The 24484-nt window shown below is 69.9% G+C and carries 21 protein-coding genes and 3 pseudogenes; 12 read left to right on the top strand and 12 right to left on the bottom strand.

Annotated features, from left to right (window positions below):
- The first annotated feature begins 466 nt into the window (after positions 1–466).
- Positions 467–1264 (top strand): hypothetical protein, encoded by a 798-nt coding sequence (locus tag BOQ63_RS01950; protein ID WP_454130771.1) that lies wholly within the window; start codon positions 467–469, stop codon positions 1262–1264.
- A 992-nt stretch (positions 1265–2256) separates the two neighbouring features.
- Here BOQ63_RS01950 and BOQ63_RS01945 read toward each other — a convergent pair.
- Positions 2257–2682: a hypothetical protein gene (locus BOQ63_RS01945; RefSeq protein ID WP_143174593.1), complete on the bottom strand. Its 426-nt coding sequence runs from the start codon at positions 2680–2682 to the stop codon at positions 2257–2259.
- A gap of 771 nt (positions 2683–3453) precedes the next feature.
- On the opposite strand from BOQ63_RS01945, the gene BOQ63_RS01940 reads away from it, so the two are divergent.
- Positions 3454–3918, top strand: coding sequence for a hypothetical protein (locus BOQ63_RS01940; protein WP_141763891.1), 465 nt, complete (start codon positions 3454–3456; stop codon positions 3916–3918).
- A 2016-nt stretch (positions 3919–5934) separates the two neighbouring features.
- On the opposite strand, the gene BOQ63_RS01935 is transcribed toward BOQ63_RS01940, so the two are convergent.
- Positions 5935–6693 carry an SDR family oxidoreductase gene (locus tag BOQ63_RS01935; RefSeq protein ID WP_072653207.1) on the bottom strand — a complete coding sequence of 253 codons (759 nt, stop codon included), beginning with the start codon at positions 6691–6693 and terminating at the stop codon, positions 5935–5937.
- Between the two features lie 157 nt (positions 6694–6850).
- The gene (locus BOQ63_RS01930) at positions 6851–7756 is read right to left on the bottom strand and encodes an AraC family transcriptional regulator (RefSeq protein WP_072653206.1); all 906 of its coding nucleotides are present in this window, start codon (positions 7754–7756) and stop codon (positions 6851–6853) included.
- A 150-nt stretch (positions 7757–7906) separates the two neighbouring features.
- On the opposite strand from BOQ63_RS01930, the gene BOQ63_RS01925 reads away from it, so the two are divergent.
- The 3 genes and pseudogenes from BOQ63_RS01925 (at position 7907) to BOQ63_RS01915 (ending at position 10982) form a co-directional block, all read left to right on the top strand.
- A complete protein-coding gene (locus BOQ63_RS01925; RefSeq protein WP_072653205.1) occupies positions 7907–8224 on the top strand; it encodes a putative quinol monooxygenase in 318 nt (105 codons plus the stop codon).
- Positions 8225–8385: 161 nt separating this feature from the next.
- Entirely contained in the window at positions 8386–9300 is a 915-nt protein-coding gene (locus tag BOQ63_RS01920) for an alpha/beta hydrolase (RefSeq protein ID WP_072653824.1), read from the top strand.
- A 151-nt stretch (positions 9301–9451) separates the two neighbouring features.
- Positions 9452–10982, top strand: a pseudogene (locus BOQ63_RS01915) (ISL3 family transposase).
- A 97-nt stretch (positions 10983–11079) separates the two neighbouring features.
- On the opposite strand, the gene BOQ63_RS01910 reads toward BOQ63_RS01915, so the two are convergent.
- Positions 11080–11835: an AraC family transcriptional regulator gene (locus BOQ63_RS01910; RefSeq protein WP_072653204.1), complete on the bottom strand. Its 756-nt coding sequence runs from the start codon at positions 11833–11835 to the stop codon at positions 11080–11082.
- Positions 11836–11947: 112 nt separating this feature from the next.
- Between BOQ63_RS01910 and BOQ63_RS01905 the strand changes: the two genes are divergently transcribed.
- Complete coding sequence (locus BOQ63_RS01905; RefSeq protein ID WP_072653203.1) at positions 11948–13108, top strand: MalY/PatB family protein; 1161 nt, start codon at positions 11948–11950, stop codon at positions 13106–13108.
- 296 nt (positions 13109–13404) lie between these two features.
- Here BOQ63_RS01905 and BOQ63_RS01900 read toward each other — a convergent pair whose 3' ends face one another.
- From BOQ63_RS01900 to BOQ63_RS01875, 6 genes and pseudogenes are all read right to left on the bottom strand, one after another.
- Positions 13405–14862: a hypothetical protein gene (locus BOQ63_RS01900; protein WP_072653202.1), complete on the bottom strand. Its 1458-nt coding sequence runs from the start codon at positions 14860–14862 to the stop codon at positions 13405–13407.
- Positions 14862–15158: a hypothetical protein gene (locus tag BOQ63_RS01895; protein ID WP_072653201.1), complete on the bottom strand. Its 297-nt coding sequence runs from the start codon at positions 15156–15158 to the stop codon at positions 14862–14864. The genes BOQ63_RS01900 and BOQ63_RS01895 overlap by 1 nt, the downstream gene beginning before the upstream one ends.
- Positions 15159–15544: 386 nt before the next feature.
- Positions 15545–15700 (bottom strand): annotated as a pseudogene (locus tag BOQ63_RS01890) (HU family DNA-binding protein); the annotation flags it as partial.
- A 7-nt stretch (positions 15701–15707) separates the two neighbouring features.
- Positions 15708–16789, bottom strand: a protein-coding gene (locus BOQ63_RS01885) for an IS630 family transposase (protein WP_454129583.1) whose coding sequence is annotated in 2 segments (ribosomal slippage) — positions 15708–16301 and positions 16304–16789 — 1080 coding nt in all. Because the reading frame shifts where the segments join, the coding sequence is not laid out codon by codon here.
- An 86-nt stretch (positions 16790–16875) separates the two neighbouring features.
- Positions 16876–17001, bottom strand: a pseudogene (locus BOQ63_RS01880) (HU family DNA-binding protein); the annotation flags it as partial.
- A gap of 118 nt (positions 17002–17119) precedes the next feature.
- Positions 17120–17284 (bottom strand): hypothetical protein, encoded by a 165-nt coding sequence (locus BOQ63_RS01875; protein WP_167395636.1) that lies wholly within the window; start codon positions 17282–17284, stop codon positions 17120–17122.
- A 405-nt stretch (positions 17285–17689) separates the two neighbouring features.
- Here BOQ63_RS01875 and BOQ63_RS01870 point away from each other — a divergent pair, with 405 nt between their 5' ends.
- Positions 17690–17863, top strand: a complete 174-nt coding sequence (locus tag BOQ63_RS01870) for a hypothetical protein (protein ID WP_167395635.1) — start codon at positions 17690–17692, stop codon at positions 17861–17863.
- Between the two features lie 15 nt (positions 17864–17878).
- Here the strand turns inward: BOQ63_RS01870 and BOQ63_RS01865 are convergent, their stop codons facing one another.
- The gene (locus tag BOQ63_RS01865; protein ID WP_167395634.1) at positions 17879–18793 is read right to left on the bottom strand and encodes an ATP-dependent DNA ligase; all 915 of its coding nucleotides are present in this window, start codon (positions 18791–18793) and stop codon (positions 17879–17881) included.
- A 93-nt stretch (positions 18794–18886) separates the two neighbouring features.
- Between BOQ63_RS01865 and BOQ63_RS01860 the strand changes: the two genes are divergently transcribed.
- From BOQ63_RS01860 to BOQ63_RS01850, 3 genes are all read left to right on the top strand, one after another.
- Complete coding sequence (locus BOQ63_RS01860; protein ID WP_072653200.1) at positions 18887–20314, top strand: helix-turn-helix domain-containing protein; 1428 nt, start codon at positions 18887–18889, stop codon at positions 20312–20314.
- A 93-nt stretch (positions 20315–20407) separates the two neighbouring features.
- Entirely contained in the window at positions 20408–21085 is a 678-nt protein-coding gene (locus BOQ63_RS01855) for a hypothetical protein (RefSeq protein ID WP_072653199.1), read from the top strand.
- On the top strand, positions 21082–21849 hold the full coding sequence (locus BOQ63_RS01850) for a hypothetical protein (protein ID WP_072653198.1): 768 nt from the start codon (positions 21082–21084) through the stop codon (positions 21847–21849). Before BOQ63_RS01855 ends, BOQ63_RS01850 begins: the two co-directional genes overlap by 4 nt.
- Positions 21850–21852: 3 nt before the next feature.
- Here the strand turns inward: BOQ63_RS01850 and BOQ63_RS01845 are convergent, their stop codons facing one another.
- Positions 21853–23097: an outer membrane protein assembly factor BamB family protein gene (locus BOQ63_RS01845; protein ID WP_143174592.1), complete on the bottom strand. Its 1245-nt coding sequence runs from the start codon at positions 23095–23097 to the stop codon at positions 21853–21855.
- Between the two features lie 295 nt (positions 23098–23392).
- On the opposite strand from BOQ63_RS01845, the gene BOQ63_RS01840 reads away from it, so the two are divergent.
- Positions 23393–23563 carry a hypothetical protein gene (locus tag BOQ63_RS01840; protein ID WP_167395633.1) on the top strand — a complete coding sequence of 57 codons (171 nt, stop codon included), beginning with the start codon at positions 23393–23395 and terminating at the stop codon, positions 23561–23563.
- A 327-nt stretch (positions 23564–23890) separates the two neighbouring features.
- Positions 23891–24430, top strand: a complete 540-nt coding sequence (locus BOQ63_RS01835; RefSeq protein ID WP_072653196.1) for a hypothetical protein — start codon at positions 23891–23893, stop codon at positions 24428–24430.
- Positions 24431–24484 lie beyond the last annotated feature (54 nt).

Genomic DNA, 24484 nt, shown 5'->3' with positions numbered 1-24484 from the left:
ATGTTGCCCAGACCTTCGGAAACAGGCTCTAAACGGCAGGACATCAGGATCCGTGAGTGCCTTTCATCCTCACAGAGTCACAGATCGGTCACTCCTGGACTACGCCGAAGCCCTGACCTCAACCGGCCTGACTGGCGCTGAGGAGGTGTGTCCGCGGGGCTGCTTCAGTTACGAAGAAGCCAGGGGCGAATGGCCATCTCAGGAGACCGCCCCCACGTGCGACCTGCCTACCTCAGTGCCTTGCTGCCAGCGGTCCTCCTTGGGCGGGCCGCCGAGGGAGGACCGTTGGCCGGGGCTGCGACCGGCCGGGCCCCGCTGTCAGCCCGTCCCGGCCGCGGCTTGCAGGCCGGTGGTGAGCCTCTTCCGCGGCCTTCGTGTGCGCGGTTTCTTGTTGGCGGACGCGGTGGCGGGGTAAAGATCGCACAGTCCCTGCGGCAGATCGCAGGGGCGGAGGAGACGAGGAATCGTGGCAGAGAGCCGTTTCAGTGAGACCATCGCCCAGCTGGAGGCGGAACTTCCCGGCATCGAGGCGCGGCGGCGGCGCTTGGAGGACGAGCTGACCGCCGCTGTGGCGCGGGAGAACGCCGTACGCGGCGCCATCGAGGGCTTGCGGGCCCTGACCGAACTGGTGGCCTCGCAGGACATGACGCCGGTGGGCGGTGTGCGGGCGGAGGCGGACGCCATCGTCGGGGTTCGGCCGCAGCAGCTCGCGGCCGAGACAGGGGCGGCGCTGGAGCGGGGCGGGGAGCCGGCCGAAGAGGGCGCCTTGGGCACGGACACGGTCACGAAGACGGCGAAGAGGGCCGCTGGGAAGAAGGCGGCCCCTGCGAAGAAGACCGCGGCGAAGAAAGCGACACCCGCGAAGAGGGCCGCTGGGAAGAAGGCGGCCCCCGCGAAGAAGACCGCGGCGAAGAAGACGGTGGTGAAGAAGACCACCGACGGCGCGCGGCCTGCCGCGGCGAAGAAGACCGCCGCAGCCAAGGGGGCCGGGCCCGTGCGCACCGGCGCTGAGCCGCCCACCGCAAAGCGCGGAACGGCTGCACCCGCCCCCGGGCGCCGAACGACCGGTGCCACCGCCGACAGTGTGCTGGGCGTGCTGGCCGGCGCTCAGGGTCCGCTGCGGGCCCGGGAGGTGACCGCCCGGCTGGGGATCGAGGAATCGGCGGACAACGTGAACGCGGTCCGCACCGCGCTGGAGCGCCTGACGAAGGCCGACCGGGCGCAGCGCCCGGGCCGTGGCCTGTACGCGCAACTGGACGGCTGACCCGACGGGGGCCGGCTCCCGACCCTGCCCCCGCCTCACCGCCGGCCGGTCGCGTGAGATCGCCGGGTGCGGCATCCGGACTGTCGTGTCGTCGCCGTTCCTGTCTGAGATGCCGGAGGGCCGCCACCTGCGGGTGGCGGCCTCCTGTGCCTTCTCGGGGCCTCGGCAGCCTACCGCCGACCCCGGACATCGCCTGGGAGCGGGCCCGCGACCGGCCGCCCTCGGGCGGCCGGTGCCGAGGTCCACGCCACCACCTGGGCGTGCGCGCCCGGCACCGCGAGGACGTCTTCGAGTACGGATGACCCTGACCGTCTCCTTCCCCGGTCACCGCTGACCTCCCCGCATCGCGCGGCCGACGCGATACGGGGGCGTGTCGTGGCCCGCATGACCGTTCCCGGCGGGGGCACGCTGTCGTCCATGACGACACCTCGACCCCGTCGCAGCCGGCGCCTCTCCCGTGCCAAGGCCCTGGGAGCGCCACTGGGCACGCTGGATATGCAGCGCCCACCCGCGGTCCCCGCACCTCCCCGCATGCCCGCGCCGGCGGCGCAGCGGCCCGCACCGCAGGCGCCCGTGCCCGTCATCCCCGCCCCGGCCCGTGTGCGGGAGGAGCCGTGCTGCCGGGTGCGCACCGAACGGTTCGTCAGCCTCGGCGGCACCGTCTTCGTGATCCACCGCCATCAGCCTGCCTGCCTGCGCTGGACCATTCCCGCCACAACCTGAATCCCCGGGCGGGGCCTCGCGGCCGGTCACTCAGCCAGCTGGGAGGTGTCCGGACGGGCGGCCCGCTTCAGTTCCATCTCGGTTTCAGCACCGCCACACAGCAGGCCCGCAACCGGGCCGCCCAGACCTCGAGCCGCCCAGCGGGTGCCGCAGCCCTGGGCCCCTGCCTGGTGGTTGGGCGGGTGGGTTGTGGGCGTTGGTCGGTGTGGCCGGGCGCTGCGCTGTGCTCCTGTTCTCGCGTCCGGCTGATGCCGGCCGCTCGGTGGCGGTCAGGTGGGTTCTGGGGGTGGTGGCCACAGGAGGCGGACTTTGCCGGAGCGGGCGCGGGCGGCGTCCGCGCTGAGTCCGAGCGCCTTGCCGATCGTGGCCCAGGTCGCGCCGGCCTCGCGGTCGGCGATCACCGCGCACCGGACCAGCTCGCGGGTCAGCTGCTGAAAGTTGGCCGCCGCGATGCTGTGGGCGCCGGGCAGCCCTTGCTGCGCGTGCAGCGCCTCGGCGATCAGCTCGTCCAGGGCGAGTGTGTGTGCTTGGAGTTCCTGGCTGATCTGGAGCAGGGCCACGCGCGCGCGGATCGCGGCCTTGGCGCGTCTGCGGGCCCGGTAGGCGGTCTGTCGGCAGGGACGCGGGCGTGGGCAGTACCGGCGGCCCCGTCCGCTCGGCAGGACGTCCCCGCACCACCCGCATCTGTCGCCCATATTCGAAGGGTATGACCGTTTTCGGGCGACATGAGGCTCTGCTGGGGTGTGACCTGTTGGAGGGTTGGTTGGCGTGGCTGGGTTGTTTTGGGGGTTTTGCCGGTTTTGGTTGGACCGGTGTGGGGGTGGTCCTGTGGTGGCCGCGCCCCTGTTTAGGTCCGGATGGTGGGGCTGGTTTTGGTTGCTGTGTGTGTTTGCCGTGGGCATGCCATGTGATGGAGGGCGAGGCATCAGAGGCGAGGGATTTCCGGGTGTTCCCTGAGGGTTTTTCTTCGGGGGTTCCGGCGTGTTTTAGCGGCGTGTTGTCTGCCGGGTTTCCGGCGGGGTTTTTCGGCGGATCTTTTCGGGGTCCGGTTGGTGCGCGTCACGGGCAATGGGGTGTGACGCGCACCGGGTTGTGATCCTGTCAGGTCGGGCGTCGGGGGCTTGTCCGGGAGGTGGTTGGATGCCTCGCGCGTGCCATCAAGCTTGGTGGTGGCCGGGTGTCGGCGTACAGAGTGACGTGCACAGCCAGGTACACCCGGATGTGCACAGGTAGGCGGCCCGCCCGGTCCCCGGCCGTGGCCGACCATGTGCCGCTGCCATCGGCTGAGGTTGTGCGCTAGGAAGGTGGGCACGGCCCCTTTAACGAGCGCGACAACGCCATCCTGCCTGTCCTACTGTGGCGCCGGGATCTTCGGGTGTCCCTGCCAGCGGCACCACGGCGCCTTCGTGCTCGGCGCTGGCTCTCCGACTGGACAGATTGAGGAGTGGCGTCGAGTGGGCTGGGACATGACCATCGAGCAGCCGGACGGAGCGGGTGATCCCGACTACCGCTTCAACGCGTGGAGCATGGGCCCCGCGAAGGCGGCCATGGATCGTCTGGGAATGCTGTCGCACGACCATGAAGCGCCGTGGCCACGCCTGGAGGATTTCGGGCTGACGATGGCTGAGGTCTACGCAGCGCAGCGCCCTGGGGCGCCTGAGTGGCCGGAGCCCGTGCGCGCCTACCTGGCCGCCCAGGCGGCCGCAGTCGAGTGGCAGGCCGAGCAGCCGACCGGCATTCCCGAGTACAAGATCGGCCATGGCAATGACGGCTGGTTGGTGACGCCTGCGGAAATCCGTGCGGCCCTGATCGCTCTTGAAGGTCAGCCCGAATCCGCCAAGGCCGGGACGATGGCCGAGGACTCGCGCTGGGATGAGTGGATCGACTACCTGCGGCGCGCCGAGGCTCACGGCGGGTTCCGCGTCGAGTAGCACAGTCACTCACGCGGCAGCACAAACCTGATCTCGGACAAGCGATCCATGCGTCCGACCCGCGTCGATCTCGGGGTGATCTGCCAGCCATACCGATACGACCAGTTGTGCACGTTCGGCCGTACCTGGCTGTGCACGCCAACCTGTACGCCGACACCGGTCGGCCGGCCGCCGTCTTTGTCCCTGCCGTATCCCGCCCCCTGGCGGCCGTTCCCGGGGGTTGCCGTGCCCGCCGTCCGGGGGTTGCCGTGCCCGCTGTCCGGGGCGCCGCCGTGCCCGCTGTCCGGGGCGCCGCCGTGCCCGCTGTCCGGGGCGCCGCTGTGTGGTGCTGTGCCCTGCTCCGGCCGCTGTTTGTGTGTGGTGGGGGCGCGAGGTGGGCGCGACAGCCGTGGTGAACCTGGTTGTGGGGTTGTGGGGTTGGGTGTGGGTTCTGTGAGCCGGGCATGCCCTTCTTGTCCGGTATGCCCTGTGGGGGTTGTGAGGCAGGGCCCGTGTTCGCCCTGGTAGGGGCGCTTGTCTGTAGGGCGGCCTGTGGGGCTGTGTGGCCTGTAGGGCAGCGCCCGCCCGGGGCCGCCGTCGGCGGAGCCCGGCCGGCGATGTTGGGTGCCTCGCGCGTGCCATGGATGCGCGCCCGGCCCACCGTCGTCCGGGTGCCGTCCGGGCCGTCCGGGGCCGGCAGTGGCCGTGCGGGTCGCTTGGGTCGCTGCGCCTGGTCGATGTCGTCGGTTGATGCCTCGCGCGTCGTATGGAGCCGGGTGGTGGCCGCTGCCCGCAGTCATCTCGCCGCCGTCCTGGCCGCCGTCCCGTCGTCTCGGTGCCCGGGCCCCGGGCCCCGGGCACCGGGTGTGGGTGGCCGTCAGGCCGCCGTCCGGGAGGCGGGTGCGCCGCCGGCCCTCGGGAAGGGTGGCTGCGCCCTCGTCGCGGGTCTGGCCGGCGCCTGCGCCCGGGGCGCCGCAGGCGCCACCGGGACGACCTCGGCGCCGGGCCGCCAGGCCCCACCCGAATACCGGCCGCCCCTGTTTCTCGGTGGCGCCGCAGGCGACACCCCCAGCCCTTTTCGAGGGGCCGTCAGGCCCCGACCCTCGCCGAAGGCCCGCGCTGTTTTCCGGTGCCTGTTCTGGTTGTTTTCGTTGTGTTGGGTCTCGGAGTTCGGGAGGGTGCCGGGACCGGTCATTGTTGGCCGGTAGCAGCGGGTGGCGGGTTGGTTGTTGTTGTGGCATTAGGAGCGGGATTCCAGGTGGCTGGCGCTGGGGTTTAGGACCGGATGCCGGGGTGTATGTCCAGCCTCTTTCCCGCGCGTCTGCCCGGTGACGTTAGAGACCGGTTCACGGTGACATCCCCGTGCGTTTCAGGGGGCCCGTGCCACGCCCCGCGATGCGCCCTGTGCTGCGCCGTGCCTGGGGCTTTTTGACGGGGTGGGGTGTGACGGTTCGGTGGCTGTTTTCGGGGGAGTGCTCTGGCTGGATTCCCGGGGTGGTACGGGGGTCGGGTCGGTGACAGCTCTTGCATCTTCGACGGCCCCGTCTCTGCCTCGCCCCGGCACGGGGCGAGAGGCCTGGAGAGGGCTGCCCGGGGGCTCGGCACGGGGCCGCCGGACGGGTGGGTGGTGGAGGCCCCGGCAGGGGCCGGCCGGCACCGTATGGTGCCGCGCACCCACCTGCTGCTGTGGGTCGGCGCTCTCGACATCCCAGTACTCCACGCTTCACCTCCGAGTCCCCCTCAGTATCCGCAACCGGCCTGACAGCATCACGCGCTTTTCCCCTGCCGCAGTCGTCCGAAGAGCTACTGGAAGCCGCTCGGGCGGCGAACGGCCGTTTTCGAGGATCGCCCTCAGGGCGGCGAATGCCGTGCTGCGCCCGTGGTGGACGTGCCGGGGCTCGATCGGTGGTAAGGAGGGCTCGAAGCCGGAGCTGACCGAGAAGGCCAGCCCGGACCGGCTGGAGTGTCCTGTGACCCGTGCGCGGGCGCGAGGTCGGCTCCTGGGTCCAGGGCGGCGTGACCGTGCCCGCCGGCTGATCACTTCGCCTGGGAGAGCAACACCGCGTCGGGGCCGGCGGGGAATCGCAACTGGCCGGTCGTGTCGTGCGCGGCTCGCCACACTGTCTCGGCGACGTCGCTCTCCCTGGTGAACAGGTCCTGCGCCGTGAAGTCGTCCATGGCCTTCTGCGCCCATGACGCGTAGGGCGCCGGGATCAGTTCGTCCAGCGGTGCCCCGTCCGCCGCCTTGGCCGCGTTGGCTGCGAAGTTCGTCGTCAGGCAGGCGCCCGGCTCGACCGTCTTCGCCTGGACGCCGAAGGGCGCGAGTTCGAGCGCGAGGGATGCGGTGAACCCGTCGACGGCCATCTTGCTCGCCTTGTAGACGGCTGTGAGCGGCATGTGCCCCAGCACCACGCTCGAGGTCACGTTGACCACCACCCCGGAGCCGCGCTCACGGAACCGGGGCAGCACCGCTTGGGTCACCGCCATCACGCCGAACGTGTTGGTTTCGAAGACTTCCCGTACCCGGGCCATGGGGGTGCCCTCGAACACGCCGATCGATGGGACGCCCGCGTTGTTGACCAGGACGTCGATGGGCCCGGCTGCCTGGAACGCCGCGGCGATGCTCTCGGGCCTGGTTACGTCGAGTTCGATGACGCGGAGCCGGTCCGACTCAGGAAGGACGTCTGGACGCGGCGTCCGCATCGTGGCGATGACGTTCCACCCCTGCGAGTGGAAGTAGCGGGCGGTCTCCCGCCCGTACCCGGATGAGGTACCAGTGATCAGAACCGTCTTCATGTTGTGCCCCTTTGCGTGTGGTGGGATCCATACGGGCGGGCAGGCATTTTCCTGCTCCACGGGAGAATCGGTAATCCCATTGAATCGCTCTGACCTGCGGAGACAGTAGAACTATCCTCGCTGTTCCTTGCATGATCCTCCGGAAGGGGCCATCAGCTCAGGACAGGAGACCTGCCGGCGCACGTACGGCCTGACGCAGGCGGGCGGCGTCCTGGCTGGGGGGCGCACCGAACTGGCGGCGGTACTCCCGGCTGAACTGCGACGGGTTGTCGTAGCCGACGCGGTGGCCGACTCCGGTGACGTCTCCGGGATGGGTGGCGAGCAGCAGCCGGGCCTCCTGGAGCCGGATCTGCTTCTGGAACTGGATGGGGCTCATCGCGGTCACCGCTTGGAAGTTGCGGTAGAAGGCGGAGACGCCCATGCCGGACTGCCGCGCCACGTCCTCGACCCGGAAGGGCTGCGCGTAGTGCTCGCGGATCCAGCGCACGGCCCGCGAGATGTGGCTGAGGCTGCTGTCGGCCAGGCCCAGCTGGCGAACCGTCGCACCCTGCTCGCCGGTGATCAGACGCCACAGGATCTCGCGCTTGACCAGCGGGGCCAGTACGGCCCGGTCGCGGGGCTCGTCGAGCAGGCGCAACAGCCGGACCACCGCGTCCAGCAGCGCGGCCGGAGCGTCACTGACGGCGATCCCCGACGGCGCGCCCCCGCTGTTCCGGGGGGCGTCTCCTGGCCCGGCCTCGAGCAGCAGCTCGGCAATGGCGGAGGGTTCCAGGACGAGGCCGAACCCCAGCGCCGGCTGCTTGGGGTCGGCCCGGGTGAACTGCCCTGTGACGGGCAGATCGACGGATGCGACCAGGTACTGCCCGGGTCCGTACTCGAACACCCTCTCACCCAGGGCGAGGCGTTTGGCGCCCTGCGCGATGACCGCCAGGAGCGTGCCGGACATCGAAGGCGCCGGCGGATCAGGGCGGTCGACCTTCGAGATGAGGACGCCGTCGACGGCGGTGGTCCAGTCGGGCCGCGCATGGCGGGCCAGCAGGGTGCGGAGTTCTTCGAGGTGCATGCGTCCATTGCAGCACCATTCCGCGCTGCTGTTCCCAAAGTCGCGAGGATCGTGCAAGTGCAAAAGAGTATCGGTCTAACGTTTCTGCAGTTCAACCCACTTGAATGGAATCACCGCACTCCATTCACTGAAGAGGAAGAGAAGGAATCCATGACTGCCGACTACGGCTTCGGCGCCACCCTGACCGCCAGGCCTGGTATGGGTGACCGGCTCGTCGACCTACTGCTGACCGGACTGAACGAGGGCAACCCCGGCGCGAGCGAATACTGCCTCGTCTACCTCGTCTCCCGCTCCGCGTCCGACCCCGACGTCGTCCACGTCGCCGAAGGCTGGACCAGTGAGGAGGACCACCACCGCGTCTTCGCCGGTAAGACCGCCCAGGCCATAGTGGCGCAGATCGACCCGCTGCTCGCCAAGGACTCCGAGTACACCGACCTTGTTCCGATCGGCGGCAAATCGGCCCTCTGACCCGCCGGACCGCCGGCACCCCACCCCCGGCCTCTGCCGCCTCGGCGCCCACCGAGGCGGCCCCCGTCCTCGCCCGACCGTCCTTCCACCACCCACGAGAGGCAACGACCGTGACAGCACGCCCCTCCCTCGACCCCGAACTGCGTGAACTCCTGGCCGACATGCCGCTGATGTCCGAGCTCAGCCCGCAAGCGCTGGCGCAGGTACGCCCCTTCGCCTCGATGCCCGTCGAACCGCTCCTCGAAGGTCGCGCCGTCGACCGGCGCGAGGCCACCGTTGCGAGTCCGGACGGCACCCCGATCTCCTTGTCCGTCTTCAGCCCCGCGAACAGCGATCGCACCGCTGCCGCACCCTGCGTCTACTGGATGCACGGCGGCGGGATGGTCATGGGCGACCGCTTCTCACAGATCGACATCCCCCTGGAGTGGCTCGACGAGTTCGGCGCCGTCGTGGTCTCCGTCGACTACCGGCTCGCGCCCGAGTCCACCGGCACCATCCCGGTCGACGACTGCTACCAGGGCTTGCTCTGGATCGCCGACCACGCCGCCGAACTGGGCATCGACCCCGCCCGGATCATCGTCGCAGGCGCCAGCGCGGGCGGCGGCCTCGCCGCCGGCGTCACCCTGCTGGCCCGCGACCTCGGCACCCCGACGATCGCCGCCCAAGTCCTGATCGGCCCCATGCTCGACCACCGCAACACCACCACCTCCAGCCTCCAGTACTCGAACGGGCCCGGCGTCTGGACCCGCGAGATGAACGGATTCGGATGGCGCTGCCTCCTCGGCGACCTCACCGACGACGAGGTACCCGCATACGTCTCACCCGCCCTGGCCGACGACCTCGCGGGCCTGCCGACCACCTACATCGACACCGGCTCCGCCGAAGTCTTCCGCGACGAGGACACCGCCTACGCCACCCGCATCTGGGCGGCCGGCGGCCAGGCCGAACTCCACGTCTGGGCAGGCGGCTTCCACGGATTCGACGCCCTGTACCCGCAGGCACACATCTCGTCCACAGCCCGTCGAACCCGCACCGACTGGCTCGCCCGGCTCCTGCCCACGAACCCCGCCGCATAGGTGAAGTCGACGAGTTTCGGTCGTACGCCTCAGCCTTGGCTGAGACCTCAGCGCCTGCTGTGGGTCTGTCCAGCGAACGGCTCTTACAAGATTTTCGTAACCGGTGATCGCTTCAACTCGCCTATGGCGTATCTTGGTTGGCGGTGAGACGCTGTCTGGGTGTGTTGTCGTGGTGGGGGACCTGCTGCCGCAGTTGGCCGCGGTGCAGGTCAAGCGCGTGGAGGCCAGCGGGGATCTGCTGAGGATCACAGCCCGGACCAGGGATGACTTGCCGGCGGCGTGTCCGTTGTGCGGGCAGTCGTCGGACTGGGTGCACTCTCGATACGAGCGGCATGTCGCAGACGAAGCGGTGGGCGGTCGTGATCGACTTATCGGTGCGCCGCCTGTACTGCGAGAACCCGGCCTGCGAGAAGGTCACCTTCGCCGAGCAGATCGACGGGCTGACGCGGCGCTACCAGCGTCGCACGCCAGCCCTGCAGAAGGTGGTCGACGCGGTCGCCGTGGCACTGGCCGGGTCGGCCGGGGCCCGCCTGCTGGGCGTGCTGCACCACGCGCTGACCTGGGCGGGCGTGCTGAACTGCTTGATGCGCATGAGCCTGCCCGCCCGGGTCGTCCCGCGGGTGCTGGGCATCGACGAGTTCGCCCTGCGCCGGGGCCACCGCTACGCCACCATCCTGATCGACGCCGCCACCGGCGAGCGCATCGATGTCCTGCCGGACCGCAAGATGGAGACGGTGACCGCCTGGCTGAAGGCCCACCCCGGCATCGAGGCCGTCTGCCGGGACGGAGCTGGGGGCTTCGCCCAGGCCACCACCGATGCCGACCCCGGGATCACTCAAGTCTGCGACCGCTGGCACCTGTGGCACGGACTGGCCGAGGCCGCTCAGAAGGAAATCGCAGCCCACAGCGCATGCTGGGCCAAGGCCGGCCCGCCCCTTCGGGAAGGCACCCGCGCCGCTACCACCCTCGAGCGGTGGCAGCAGGTCCACCAACTCCTCGAGGCCGGGGTCGGCCTGCTGGAATGCTCCCGCCGTCTGGGCCTCGCGCTGAACACGGTCAAGCGCTACGCCCGCCACACCGAGCCCGAACGCCTGGTCCGGGCGCCCCTCTACCGGCCCACCCTGGTCGACCCCTACCGCGAGCACCTGCGCCGACGCCGGGCCCAGGACCCCGCCGTGCCCGTCACCCACCTCCTGCGCGAGATCAAGGAACTGGGCTACACCGGCAGCGCGAACCTTCTGGTCCGCTACATCAACCAGGGCCGGGTCGAGGCCGACCACGCCAACCTCTCCCCGCGCAAGGCCGCCCGCCTCCTGCTCACCAACCCCGACCACCTGCGCGAGGACCAGCGAGTGCTGCGTGACCAACTCGCCGGAGCCTGCCCGGAGATGACTGCCCTGGCAGACGCTGTAGGCGACTTCGCCGCCCTCCTCACCCCGAAATCGGCCAACGCCGAGGCGCTGACCGAATGGATCACACGGGTCCGGGCCACGGACCTGCCGTTCCTGCACGCCTACGCCACCGGCCTCGAGCGCGACCGCACCGGCGTCGACCACGCCCTCACCCTGCCCTGGCACAACGGCCGTACCGAGGGCGTCAACAACAAGATCAAGCTGCTCAAACGGCAGACCTATGGCCGCGCCGGACACCGCCTTCTACGCCAGCGCATCCTGCTCAGCTGACCCAGAGCCGAGGGCGATCACCGACTACGAAAATCTTGTAAGAGCCGAAGACCGTACAGACCCCCAGGCTGCGCAATCCCTGACTCCCGGCCGCTAGTCAGCCTGTCGAGGGCTGGTTCAGGTGGGTTCCGGGGGTGTGGCCGAAGGTGCGGCGGAAGACGTCGATGAACGCGCTGGCGGACGACCAGCCGCACAGATGGGCCACGGTGGTGACCGGGGTGTTCTCGGCCAGCAGGACGAGGGCGTGGTAGAGGCGCAGTTGGGTGCGCCATTGCGGAAAGGTCATGCCGAGGTCGGTCTTGAAGAGGCGGGAGAGCGTGCGGTCGCTTGCGCCGGCTGTCCGGCCGAGGGCGGCCAGGGTGCGGTTGTCGGCCGGGTTCGCGCGCAGGATCCCGCAGATGGTCTTCAGTTGCGGGGCGGTCGGGGTGGGCAGGTGCAGGGGCTGCTGGGGTGAGGCCCGCAGCTGGTCGAGGAGTACGGCCCGCAGTCGGCCGCGTTCGGGGCTGTCGTCGTGCGGGGCGTGGGTGTAGGCGAGGATCAGCTCCCGCAGGAGGGGGCCGACCGCCAGGGCGGTCGGCCGGTCCAGGAGGAGAGGGTTGTCGCCGGCGGGCAGCCCGACGAGGTGGAGTTCGAGCTCGCCGTGCGCCTGGTGGGCGTGGACTGTGCCGGCCGGTACCCAGATGGCGCGGGTGCCGGGCGCGATCCATGAGCCCGTGCTGGTCGTCACGGCCAGCACGCCGCGGCCCGCGTAGACGATCTGGTGGTCGTCGTGCCGGTGGGCGTTGATGGCTGCTCCGGGGGGCAGCCACTGGGTGCGGGTGGGCGCGACGGGCTCGTGGCGGATTTCTGTCATTGGTTGGCAGATTACCGGAAGTGCGACACGTCTTCCGGCGGCGAGCATGGCGATGTGCCGCGGATCCGCCGTCTCGCCCCTTCAGCCGTCTCAGCCCCTGAGGAGTCCCCCGATGAGCAGCACCTTCCGGATACCGCCGCTCGCCGAACTCCGCCGGCGCCGCAGCGCGAAATGGCAGACCTTCCCCCACGACGTGCTCCCGCTCCCGGTCGCCGAGATGGACTTCCCGCTCGCCGGGCCGGTCGCCGCCGCGCTGCACCAGGCCATCCGCCACTCCGACACCGGCTACGCGGCGCCCACGGCTGATCTCGCCAAAGCGGTCGCCGGTTACGCCCACCGCACCTGGCATTGGCCGATCGACCCCGAGGGCGTGCACACCGTCGCCGATGTCGGGATCGGCATCGTCGAGACCCTGCGCCGCATCGTCGCCCCCGGCGACAGCGTGGTGATCAGCCCGCCGGTCTACGAGCCGTTCTCCTGGTGGGTGCAGGAGGTGGGCGCCCGGGTCGTCGAGGCGCCGCTGACCGAAGCGCCCCTGGCTGACGGAACCGTACGGGGTCCGCGTCTGGACCTGGACGCCCTGGAACGGGCCTTCGCCGGCGGGGCCAGGGCGTACCTGCTGTGCAGCCCGCACAATCCGCTCGGCCTGGTACATCCGCGCGAGGACCTGGTCGCGCTCGCCGAACTGGCCGACAAGTACGGCGTGTTCGTCCTCGCCGACGAGATCCACGCCCCGCTCGTCCTTCCCGGGGCGGACTTCGTTCCCTTCCTGTCGGTGTCGGACGAGGCGAGGCGCTGGGGCTTTGCGTTCCTGTCCGCCAGCAAGGGCTGGAACCTGGCCGGCCTCAAGGCCGCCACGATCATCACCGCCGACCCGGCACCGCAGCGGTACGTCGACCGCATGTCACCCCACAGCCTCTACCGCACCGGACACCTGGGGGTGATCGCCACCGTGGCCGCCTTCAACAACGGCGACCCCTGGCTCGCCGAAGTCCTGGACGTCCTCGACCGCAACCGGGCCCTGCTCGCCGAACTCCTCGACAAGCACCTCCCCGCAGCGCACTACACGCCGCCACAGGCCAGCTTCCTGGCCTGGATCGACTTCCGCGACCTCGGCTGGGGCGACGACCCCGCCGCCCGCATCCTCGACACCGCCAAAGTCGCCCTGAACTCCGGCCACCGCTACGGCTTCTCCGGCTTCGCCCGGCTCAACTTCGGCTGCGCACCGCAGACCCTCACCGAAGCCATCACCCGTATCGCCGGGTCCTGCTGACAGGTGTCCGGTCAGCCGTCGGCAGAGGGCCGCCGACCGGGTCGGCCCTGTTCTCGTACAGCTACGGTGAACGGACGTGCAGCGCTGAGTAGGGCTTGGGACTGAGCTCATGGCGAGGGTCGGCGGTACAGCGATTAGCGGTAACAGTGATTCCGCTTCCGGGTCGTATCGGTTTCCTCTCGCCGACGGCTGGTCAGGCGGTGCCGCAGTAAATGCCGGATTTACTGCGGCGGAGCCTCTATGGTGATCCACCGCGACAGGAATTCGGTCATCGTGACAACCTACGTTGCGTCCTCCTACGGGTAGCCGATGATCGCGTTGACGACGGCGTGGTGGGAGGAGGGATCGTCGAGGCCGCCCGGTGTCCTGGCCACAACCGCATCAGAAGTACACGGGTCCTCCTTGAGGTCCGAGAGGTTCCACCGGTACTTGTCCAACGGAGTGCGGGCGATGGCATACCCGGAGCCCTGCCCCTCCGGGACGGCGGAAATCTCACTCACCGTGGCGCCATTGCCCTGATGGGAATCCGCCAGGCTGCGGAACATGTCCACGGCGGTGGAGGACTCCCGCAGCGGGCGCCCCGGCCGGGAACTGGGGGTCAGGCCCGGGTCGCCAGGAGGGCCCAGACTCAGGGCGACCAGGCTCGCCGTGGTCTTCGTGGGATCCGCCTTCCCCGCAGCCACAGCAAGGGCGCGCGCAGTCGCCGCATCGCCGGCCACGGTTCCCGCTGCCGGGTTCGGAGGAACGTAGGCGGCGATGTTGGTAGCCGTGTCCGGATTGCCGTAGGCGATGACGGCGGCCGACGGGCCGGGCTGATTCATCGGGGTATCGACCCTGAGCAGAAGCTGCGGCGGGTGCGTGACGGTGTCGAGCTGCTTCTGCAAGGCGTTGAGGCCGTCGAGATCGGTCTGGCTGGCGTGCACTTGGGGGCCGGTGCCGGCCAGGCTCTGCGCGATCTGGTCGCGCAGCTGGGGCAGATAGAGCCGGTTGGCCTCGTCCCGTGTCTGGGCGGGCAGGCCCTGCAGGGCCCCGATCTGGCCGGGGTGGTCATGGAGGAGTTGCTGGCGTGTGGACTCGGGCAGGGAGTCCCACCACTGCCGGTTCCCGCCAGGGCTTCCGGGGGGCGCCCCGATTTTCAGGTTCGTGTCCTTGTCGAGGCGGTCGATGTCCTTTTGGACGTCGGCGAGCCGTTCCGGGGTGAAGTCCCCGGCGCTCAGGTAGGTGTTGTCGAGCCGCCCCAGCGCCGCGGTGACGGTGTCGTCCATGGTCTTCACCTCGCCGCCCAGGTCGTCGACCGCCTTCGCGAGCTTGTCCCGGGCCGCCTCCATGGCCTTGACCCACTCGGGGTCGTGCCGCGCGGCCTCATCACCCTTGCCGGGCGGCAGGATCTCCACCACAGGCGCGGTGTTCTCGTCACCCTCCGCGATCCGAAGGCCGCTGGCGGCCGCGTTCTCGACGAGTGCCTTCTGCCGGGCCTGCAGGAGAAGGAGAGTGTCCATGGCATCCGTCAGAACCACGCGCAGGTCCTCGATCGCCTGGTCGACCAGGAACAGCTGGTTGGTGCGCTCCTGCAAGGCGGTGTCGGTCGAATCCGAGGCCGGCCCGTGCCAGCTGCACGAGGCCAGGTCCCGCTGCATTTTCTGCCACTCGGTGATTCGCGTCTTGAAGTGGCCCTCGAACGTGGACACGGCGTTCGTCATTGCCTTGAGACCGCCGAGATCGGCCGCCCTGAGCATCCCCCAGTAGTACGCCATCAGCCCTGGCCCTCCGGAGCCGGAACGGCGAGCGACGAGGCCACGTTCGCGTCCGTGGTCTTGTAGGAGTTCGCGATGTCGATCAGAACACCGGCGGCGTGTTCCAGCATGGTGGTGGTGACGCGCTCGATGTGGTCGCTCAGGTCCTTGACAGCGACCTTGGCTGGGCCCGCGAACACCCAGTTCGGCATGCCCAGGTCCGGCATCTGGCCGAAGTCCTGCGTCAGGTCCTGCCGCATGCCCGCCGCCACCGCACGCCCGGCGGCGCTTGCGTCGCGCAGATCCTGCGGGTTCACCCCGAACCCTGTTGCCCCTGTTGTCCCTGGCATTCCCTCAGCCCCCTCCGGCACGCCAGTTGCATGATGCATCCGGCGCTCAGGGTAGACGACGCAAGGGTGCGGCGCCCAGATAGTACGTCAACCCACTGTTGGATCGGCGCGGAGCAGTGCTGGTGACGCGCCAGCGGCCCTACAGCTAGTCCCACGCGTGCCCCGTCGTGTCCGCCCAGCCAGGTCTTCGGCAGGACGCTTTCCTTCGAACGGTGTGGGCGCCAGCGCCCTGGTAGTCCGGGAAGCTGCCGTGGTGTCCGCTTGGACCGCCCGGAGTGGCCGGTCCCGTATGCGCTGGCGGCCACGTCGGCCGTGCGACCCCTGAGGTCGCACGGCCATCGCCGAACCCGCTGCTATTTCGCGGCCTCCTTGAGCCTGGAGCCGGCCGTCGCCTTGACGCTGTAGCCGGCCGGGATCGAGATCGGCTCGCCGGTCTGCGGGTTACGCGCGGTTCGCGCAGCGCGGTGGGTGCGCTCCAGGGTCAGGAAGCCCGGGAGCATTACTGACTTCGGCGCTTCAAGGTGATGGCGGTGGGAGGTCGAGGGAGAGTCCGGTCCCGGCGAGGAAGCCGTCGAGGACGTCGGAGCGGTACTGAAGCTGTTTGAGGCGGTTGCGGACGAGCGCGGCGAGTCGCTCCGGAGCGACGCTGGCGAGGTTCGCCAGGCTGCGTTTGACGTGGGCCCATAGGTGCTCGACCGCGTTCAGCTCGGGTGCGTATGCGGGCAGGATGAACACCGTCAGCCAGTCCCGCGCGTTGATCAAGTCGCGCATGGCATGGGAGACATGGGTGTTCAACCGGTCCCACACCAGCACGATCGGCGCCTTGACCAGCTGGTGGACCCCGTCTATCAGCCCGATGTAGTCGCGCTCGGACAGGCTGCGGCGTTCGCCCTTGCGCCCGGTATGGCACCGCAGCCGGTGACAGAGCCGGGTCCGCGAGCCCGGCCGCATCGCGATCAGCCCGGCGACCGAGACCCGTCCGGAGCCCCGGCCGCCCACCCTCACGACCGGGGTGATGCCACGGCGTCCCCACGTGCGTGCCTTGGGCGGTCTGCGGGTGAACCCGGCTTCGTCCTCGAAGCAGAGCCATCCGTCGCAGGCCGCCCGGGTGCTTTTACCTCCGCCCAGGTCACCTCCATCCACGCGGACACGGCTTGCTCGTCGCGTTCCGCGGCACGCCGCGTGGGGACCTGCGGGGTGAAGCCGAGTCGGTGCATCAGGCGGGTGGCCCCCGAGACGCTGTAAGTGACGTGGAACTTCCGCCCGATCAGCGTCGCCACCCGAGCGCCGGTCCACACCTGGTCCTCGTCCCAGCCGTGCACGGCCGGCCCCTGCTCAAGGTACTCGGCCAGCTTCGCCCGGCACCGCGCCGACAGCTTGCAACGCTGCCCACCCGGTCCCCGTGAAGCCAGCGCCCCGGCCCCGCCCTCCCGCCAGGCCTGGTGCCACTGGTAGGCCGACTTCGTGGTCACCCGCAACCTGCGGGCAACCTCCTTCGGTGGGACACCTTCGTCGAACAACTCGGCGGCTTCCAGCCGCACCGCCTCGCGGCGCTGACGTGCCTTCGCCGTCAGCCCGCCCCCATCCGCATAGCGCATACCAACGGCATAGCGCGCACATGGCCGTCAGTCAGCTACACAAACAGGCCAATCACCTCGAAGCGCCAAGGTCAGTAGCTTTTCCCGCCCTTTGTGACGGTCTCCCCGGCGATCTCAGCGAACGCCGCGAGGACCGCTTCGGCATCCTTCTTCGCGACCTCAGCGCGGTCGGCGAGAGCTGCGACCAGTTCAGTGCGGTTCGTCGTTCTCACTTTCGATCATGTAACTCGGATCCAGCCGTATGCTGCCAGAGGCCCTGGCAGACAGGGGAGAATAGGAGCGCTGTACCGCCAAGCACCAGGCGGGGCCCACCCCTTGCTCGAAGGGCGGCTACGGCTTGACCTCCTGACAGGCCCAGCTCTCGAGCCCGGTGAACGAGACACAGGCCTTCCCCTTCTCCAGGCGGATGTCGCGCCACTCGGCCACCAGGTCCCTGCCCGCGTCGTGGGCCCGGACATCGCCGTGGACGGACCTGCCGTTCCCTTCGTGCAGCACGCCCCACCGGTCGAGCTGACCACTGCCGTTGACCCAGCGGGCGACACCCGCTCGGCCCAGGTGCCCCTCCCATGGATCTCGATGCACACGTCCGGGCGCGTGGTGTTGGTGCCGTAGAAGTTGTGGGTGCAGGCATCGGAGGAGCGCTGCGCCGCGGCGGCGGGTGGAGCCATCGACAGGGCGAGGAAAACGAGAGCGGCTGTGGTGGCAGAGGCCTTCAAAATCACGTGCGGATCGTCCCTTCGAATCGGCATGAGCGGATCGCCTCTGCCGAACGACGCCGGCCGGGAATGGTTCCTGTGCGGATCCCCCATTCGGACCAGGGCCGACAGCGGCCAGGTCACCAGCGGGCAGCTGTAACCGCCTGGCCGCTGCGCCCGGATGCCCGGCTCCCCACGCAGGGGTTTGACCTTCCGGTGGCTCCCGGACCAGGCCGACGGCAGCGGCTGCCCGGCGGCGCACTGGCGGATGGAGGTGCGCACCTCCCAGGTGCCGGAGTTCCTCGCGGTGGGCTACTCGGTGGCGGTCGTCGGCAGCTGGGCCGACGGCGTGGCTCGCGGCGCCCTGGATCACGACTGACCGGTCCGGCCGGGTCTACTCCGGTGGCCGGAGGCGGACGAAGCGAACCGTGGCGTGGCGCCCACTTCCCGTGAGGACCTCGGCCACGGGATATGGCTCGGTGAGCCGGCGCACCGGGGCGTCGGTCTCGGGCGGCCGCAGGAGACCGGTGATGGCCTCGGCGACCTGGCCGGCCTGCGCCGGGGTGAGGCGCGGCGACGTGAACTCGCGCCGGCCATCGGGGAGCTGGACCAGCAGCGCGTCCGGTCTTCGCACCGAGCCGGTCACTCCGAGCAGCAGGGCGTCCGAGGTCGCCTGGTGGCGCACCTTCACCCAGGAGACGCGCGCCGGCGTTGCGGGCGCGTACCGGCCGGCGAGCGACTTGCCCACGATGCCCTCGACGCCAGCCTGGACGAGCCCCTCGAACCAGCCGAGCGCCTGCTGCCTGTCCTGGGTGGCCATCACCGGCTGGACCTGGGCGCCCGCGTCGGCGAGCAGCTCCTCGAGGAGGTGCCGCCGTACGGAGAGGGGAAGATCGCGAAGGTCCTCGCCCGGGCGCGAGAGCACGTCCCAGGCAACGCAGCTCAGGGCGGCGCCCTCCGCACGGCGCCGGGCGGGGGAGCGCAGGAGCTGCCGGAAGTCGAGCCGCCCTTTGGACCAAGCGCAGATCTCGCCGTCCAGGGTCATGCCCGGCTTCACGACGGCCCGAAGCGAGGGGAGCAGTTCGGGAAAGCGGGCGGACAGCTCGTTGCCCTGGCGCGACCATAGCTGGACATCGCCGTCCCCGCGCCACGCGGCCGCGCGGACGCCGTCCAGCTTCACCTCGTACAGGACCCCGCCAGGGAACGCGTCCTGCGCGGGCAGCACCGCTGCGGGCCGTGGCCGCATCAGCTCGAACGGCGGCCTGATGACCACGGCGTGCGCGGGCGCCCGCGAGACCTTCCCTGCCACATCCCCAGGATGCGCCAAATTCCTGACTCCACAGCTCCGCCTATGCCAAAATAGCATAGCGCTAGTTCCAAGTGGCATAACGCTGGAGGAAGTATGGCCCGACACCCGAACCCGGACGCAGTCATCCCCGCGGGCTGGCTGATCACGCAAGCCCGGCTCAGGACGGGGAACCTCAGCCAGTCCGCCCTCGCCGAGGACAGCGGCGTCGGGCAAACGGCCCTGAGTCGCTACGAGACCGGCCGGAGCGCACCGTCGTTCGAGGACCTGCAACGCATCGTCGCCAACACCGACTACCGCCTGGAAGTGACGCTGCGCCATGAGCCGCGGGATCTCGGCCCGGTCGAGCGCCTGCTCCGCGACGACCCGCTGCGCTTCGAGGTCTCGGACCTGAACCTGAGGTGCCGCCTGCCCGCCCAGCTCGCCGCACCGGCGGGCCGGTTCACGCCCTCCCAGGCCGACGGCCCTAGTCTGGCCGAGGCACTGCTGTATCTCTACGAGATCCAGGACCTCGCCCGGGACGCCCTGCGCCCGGAGCAGCGGCTCCAGCAGACCTACGAGCGCTACGGAAGCGAACGCGACCGGGACCTGTTCCACCAGATGCTCTCGGTCGGCGTCTCCGCCAGCCAGGCCGCGGCGGTCCTCGCCCGCACCATCGACCACGGCACCGCCCGGGCCACCCGGCGCCGGGGCCGCAAGGACGGCACCGAGGAGCCCCGGATCACGCGCAACGTCTGGGCCCACATCGTGTGCTGTCTCAGGGCCCAGGAGGCGATCTGCCGTGACCGCGTCGCACGCATGGACCAGGCCCTGGAAGCGGCCCGCCGCCGCCAGCGGGCGATCGACCGCCTCCAGGAAGCCGAGATGCTGGCGTCGAGCGGCTCCGGTCCCGACATCGAAGGGGCCCAAGCCGAGCTGGAGAGCGCCAGTCGGCGCTGCGCCGCCCTCAGTCGCAACGGCGGCTCCGTCGACGTCGGCCTGTCAGGCGAGCGCTACCTCGCCGTCGAACTCGGCGAGCTCGCAGACCGGGCCCGCACGCTGTTCGGCCGGCTCGCAGAGCATCCGTCGTTCGGCGCCTGGCGCAGCGAGCACGCGAAGGTCGATCCGCTGTACGACGCGTGGCTGGACGGCCAGCTGGCTGCGGCTCTGGTGCCGCCGAGGATCTACCCGGACCAGGGCAGCTTCTTCCAGGACCGCCGCCGCCTTGCGGGGCCGCCGGCAGAGAAGGCGAAGCCGGAGGAGGGCACCCCGCATCTGTACGAGCGCGACGGGCGGCGTGTGCAGGACCAGCATGGCCGCGAGTGGCGGATCGCCATCACCTGCCCGACTGCGGCTACCGCATCCAAGCGGAAGCCGACGGCTGACGTCGTCGCCGCCTTGGATCTGCCGGGCGAGGTGTCAGGCGCGCCCGTCTACCTGCTGGCCGAGAACGTCGACGCGGCCGAAGCTGCCGACGTCATCGCGGCGGCGCCCAACCCGGCGTCCCTGGCCGACATCGCCGCCAAGCTCGTCACCCACTGCTGACCCGGCTCCTCGGGACCGCCTTCACCGGTCGGTCCCGCCCGGCCCGCAGCGCGGCAGTAGGCTCCGACGGACAAGCCGAAACGGAGGCAGCACGTGCGCACGCTGATGGACCCGCTCACCCCCGAGGAGAGCGTTCTCCTGCGAACCGTCTGGGAGCCCTTCGCGGCGAACGGGCGGTTCCCGATGTTCGGAAACGTCGCCCACGTACTGCGCCTCCAGGGGATCGACGCCGACACCGTGCTGCGCAATGTCCCGGTGGCCCAGCTGAGTAGCTGGAACGCCGGCTACCGCGCCGTCCTCTCCGATCGCGACGGCTACCCCAGGACGGACGGTGAGGTGCGCCTGACGCTGGCCGCGCTGTACCACCTACAGGGCGACGAGACCGCGGCCGGGATCTGCGAGATCCTGCTGGAGGCCATGCGCACGGCCAGCAAGGCCCAGGAGTACATCCTCACCAACCCCCACGCCACCAGCGCCGCCGAGGCGCCGTTCGCGAAGGTACTCGCCCGCGCTGGGGCATCGGATGAGATCGCGAGGCGGGCCGAGCTCATCGCAGCTCATGAGTGGCCGGGGCTGCGCATATCCGGCCAGGACGCCAACGCCCGGATCGAGTCGGTGCAGCCCGGCTCCCTGCTGCCGGAGGCTGACTTCGCCTCCGTCGCCGAGTACCTCTCCGCCGTCGTCGTCGCAGCCATCCCCACCCCACCGTCAAGCCACTGCCCTACACCGACGCCCGTGCGCTGCTGCGGGCCTTCAGCGTCCTGGACGTGACCGCCGAGATGGTCCTCAAGGTCGAAGGGTTCGCGCCGCGGCCGCCGGTGGACCGCTCGGCACTCCTGGCCTTCGACGTCGACGACGAAGACGGCCTCCAGACCGGGATCACCGTTCTGACCGAGATGCTCAGCAGGCTCAGGGTCGGCAAGGTCCCCGGGGTGAAGACCGACCACGTGCTCGGGCGGCTGAAGGACTGGCTGACCCACACGCTGCCAACCATTGACGCCCACGCGGTCGGGCGCGCGGTCAAGACCCTGGACAGCGTCCGGGAGATACACAACAGCACCGTCCACCCGAAGCCCGGCCGCGACCTCCTGGAGGCCTACCAGCAGCTCGGCCTCCCATACCCGATCACCGATCCCGCCATGGCCTGGGACAGCATCCGCGCACACCGAGCGCGCCCTCATCGTCCTGCACGAGGAGATCCTCGCCGCGCGTCCCGAACCGCAGTAGGACACGGCACGACACTGCTGTCTCCCAAAGGCGGGCCGCTTCTAGGCCACCGCGCCGGGCAGGCCGAAGGCGGCCCGGCGCCAGCGCACCACCGGGGCGGCGCTGTCAGCGTCGCCGGAAGCGAGGCGGCCGAGCATCGCCATCATGGTGAGCCGCGCCTCCTTGTCGTTCGTCACCGCACAGTGGGCATCGATGGCTCGCTCGCGGCCAACGTGACACACCGGGATGACAGCTGCTCCAATGCGCTTCTCTTGGGGAAGGAGGGCTCGCTGACGGGCCCTACCGAGTTGGCGATGCCGGAGGCTTGATGGTCAGCCAACTGCGGGGTAAACCGAGAGCGCGGTGCCGTCGGTGTCGGGGCTCCCGATGCTCATGTAGTTATTGACGAGGAGCGGGGCGAGCGTCGGCGGGCTGGGCAGATCCTGGCCGGTGACGGCGTCCAGGGCCACCGGGCCCCTTGAGGTCGTGCCGTAGACGACGCCGTGCCAGGCGGTGCTCACGCGGGGAGCGAACCGGGTCTTGGCGTCGTCGGGCAGGCGCCACAGGGTCTTCCCGCTTGCCGTGTCGAAGGCGAAGGCGATGTCCTTGTCCGCGCAGACGGTCACCGAGCGCTCGTCGTAGGCGCAGCCGAAAGGCGTCGAGCCGCCGCTGAAGTCAAAGATCTGCTTGCCGGTCGTGCTGTCGAGCATCCAGGCGGAGCTCTTGAAGCCGACGAAGCTGCGCCCCTGGATTGCTACCCGGTTGGGTCCGGCCGGGGTGAGGGTCGTGTCCAGCAGGTCGTAGGTCTGATCCGCAGTCCACGCGGTGCTTCCGTCCACGATCTTCAGAGCCGACACCCGGTGCTTGGTGTACTCCGGCGAGACGAGACCGACGACCTGGTCGTCGGTGAGCTGGGCGCCGGTGAAGCCCTTCTGCGTCCAGAGGACCTTCTTCGCGGCAAGGTCCACGGCCCAGACGAGGCCGTGGTCCGCATCCGCCCCGGCGACCACCGCCGTCGTACCGCGTACCCCGAGCACCGTGAGGGAGCTGATGCTGGTGTAGTCCTGCGGAAGGTCGATCGGGACGGTCCAGGAGTCCGAGCCCTTCGAAGTGGACAGAGCGACCAGCTCGACACCGGTGCGGTCCACGGACGTGCCCTGGCCCTCGATAACCATCCGTACCGCGGTGAGGACCACCCGCCTGTCGCCGACCTGGGCGAGGACCGGCGGCGAGTGCAGGTTGCCGGAGTGTGTGGAGTTCGCAATGCCAACCATGTCGTGTCCATACAGGACGTCGGCCTCGAGGCCGTGGTTGTCGGCGATGTAGTAGGTGGTGCCATCGAGGAGGACATCGGCGGCGCGCGTGTTCTCCGGCAGGGGTTTGGAGAATCGGCCCTGGGAAAACTTGGTCGGCGGGTCGTAGCCCTTGAGGGTCGGCGAAGGCGTTGGAGAATGTGCGGCAGGCGAGGTGGCAGCCACCCCGCCAGCTGCGATGCCTTCGCCGCCTCCCGCTGCTCCGCTGGTGCAGCCCGCCATCAGCACGACAGCGGCGGCAGCCACTGCGAGATGCGCGGGCATTCTCCGCGTCGTCATGTGTGAACCCCCTCATCCACCCCGCAGACGTGACCGCCCGGAGGATAAGTGATCACTCTATCGCGCTGGGTGAGGGCCCGAGGGTTGATCGGGAGATGCCCGGGAGGGCTCCCGGACTGCCCAGACTCCCGGGTTTGATGGCTGATCGCCTGTCTGCCGCAGTCGGCAGCGGCACGGCGCTGCTTCGACGGTGCGGGCGTGGTGTCGTGGATTCCTGTCGCGTACTGCCCGGCCAGCACGTCGAGGAAGAGGAACGTGGGCGTGGTGATGCGGGTGGAGGGTGCGCGCCGACCGCTGCCCAACCGTCTACGGCCCGCCGGGCCGGGCCCACGACAAGGCGCTGCTTCTTGAGCGCGCGGCGGCCACGGCCGCCGTCGCCGATGCAACCTCGGCGCTCTATAAGCTGGCCGCGGCCGAGGTGGTGACCAACTGGCCTCAAGGTGGCGGGTGAGGTCGAGGCCGCTGTCGATCATGGTAAGGACGCCGTGATGCCGGGCTGCGGGGATGACGGCGATCTGGTTGCCGTCGCGATTGACCGTGATGGTTGCCGGCTTGTTGCCTGGGTGGGTCAGGGTGACCGGGCCGGAGCGCTGACCGTGGATTCGTGAAGGAGTCCAGATCCATGGCGGGGTGGCTCCGTCCGAATCCGATGGCGTATTCCTCGGGGCAGGCGCGAAACTGTGGCGGTGCACCCCACGGCCCCATGCTAGGCGCGAACCTCTGCATCCGGCCCAGGCCTTCGAGCCAGCGCTCCCTCAGTTGAACGGAAGCATCACCGATGAGCCGTCCCGCGGTACCCGACCTGGCCTGGTGGTGCGAGGACCCAGAACGGTGGGAGCTTCTGGAGTTCGATGGACGACACGATGATGACGGTCTGCCCGTCGACATCCGCTGGGAGGACCGGCAGCAGGTCCTCGAAGCCTTGATCCTCGCCCCCGACCTCAGCGTTGGGGACTTCGCCCGATACCTGCTGGTCCAGGAGACACGGCGCCACGGGCATTCCTGGGGATTCAGCCACAGCATTGAGCTCGCAGCCCTGATGGTCGCCGAGGAGCGCCGGGTCGAGGACGTCTGGCTCCTGTGGAACGCAATCTGCCGGAGTTTCGACACCTGGTGCGGACTGCCGCACCGCCTGCTGGTCGCTGCTGGCGTGGCTCACACCGTTGAGTACGTCAGTGCCTCGAAGCATCCTCAGCGGGACAACCTCCGGGAGCACCTCAGGCAAATGGACGAGAACATCGACGACGAGGTCGCCCAGACGCTGACCGAACGGCGTCGGTACTACAGCCAGATCCTGGACGAGCTGGCTGGTGAGTGAGACGTCGAGATCACCGTTCAACGAGTAGGAGACCCATCGGCCTGGTTGTTGAAA

The organism is Streptomyces viridifaciens, assembly GCF_001888885.2.
Taxonomy (GTDB): domain Bacteria; phylum Actinomycetota; class Actinomycetes; order Streptomycetales; family Streptomycetaceae; genus Kitasatospora; species Kitasatospora aureofaciens.
The sequence above is the reverse complement of the archived record's forward strand: the minus strand, read 5'-3'. Positions and strand labels throughout refer to the sequence as shown.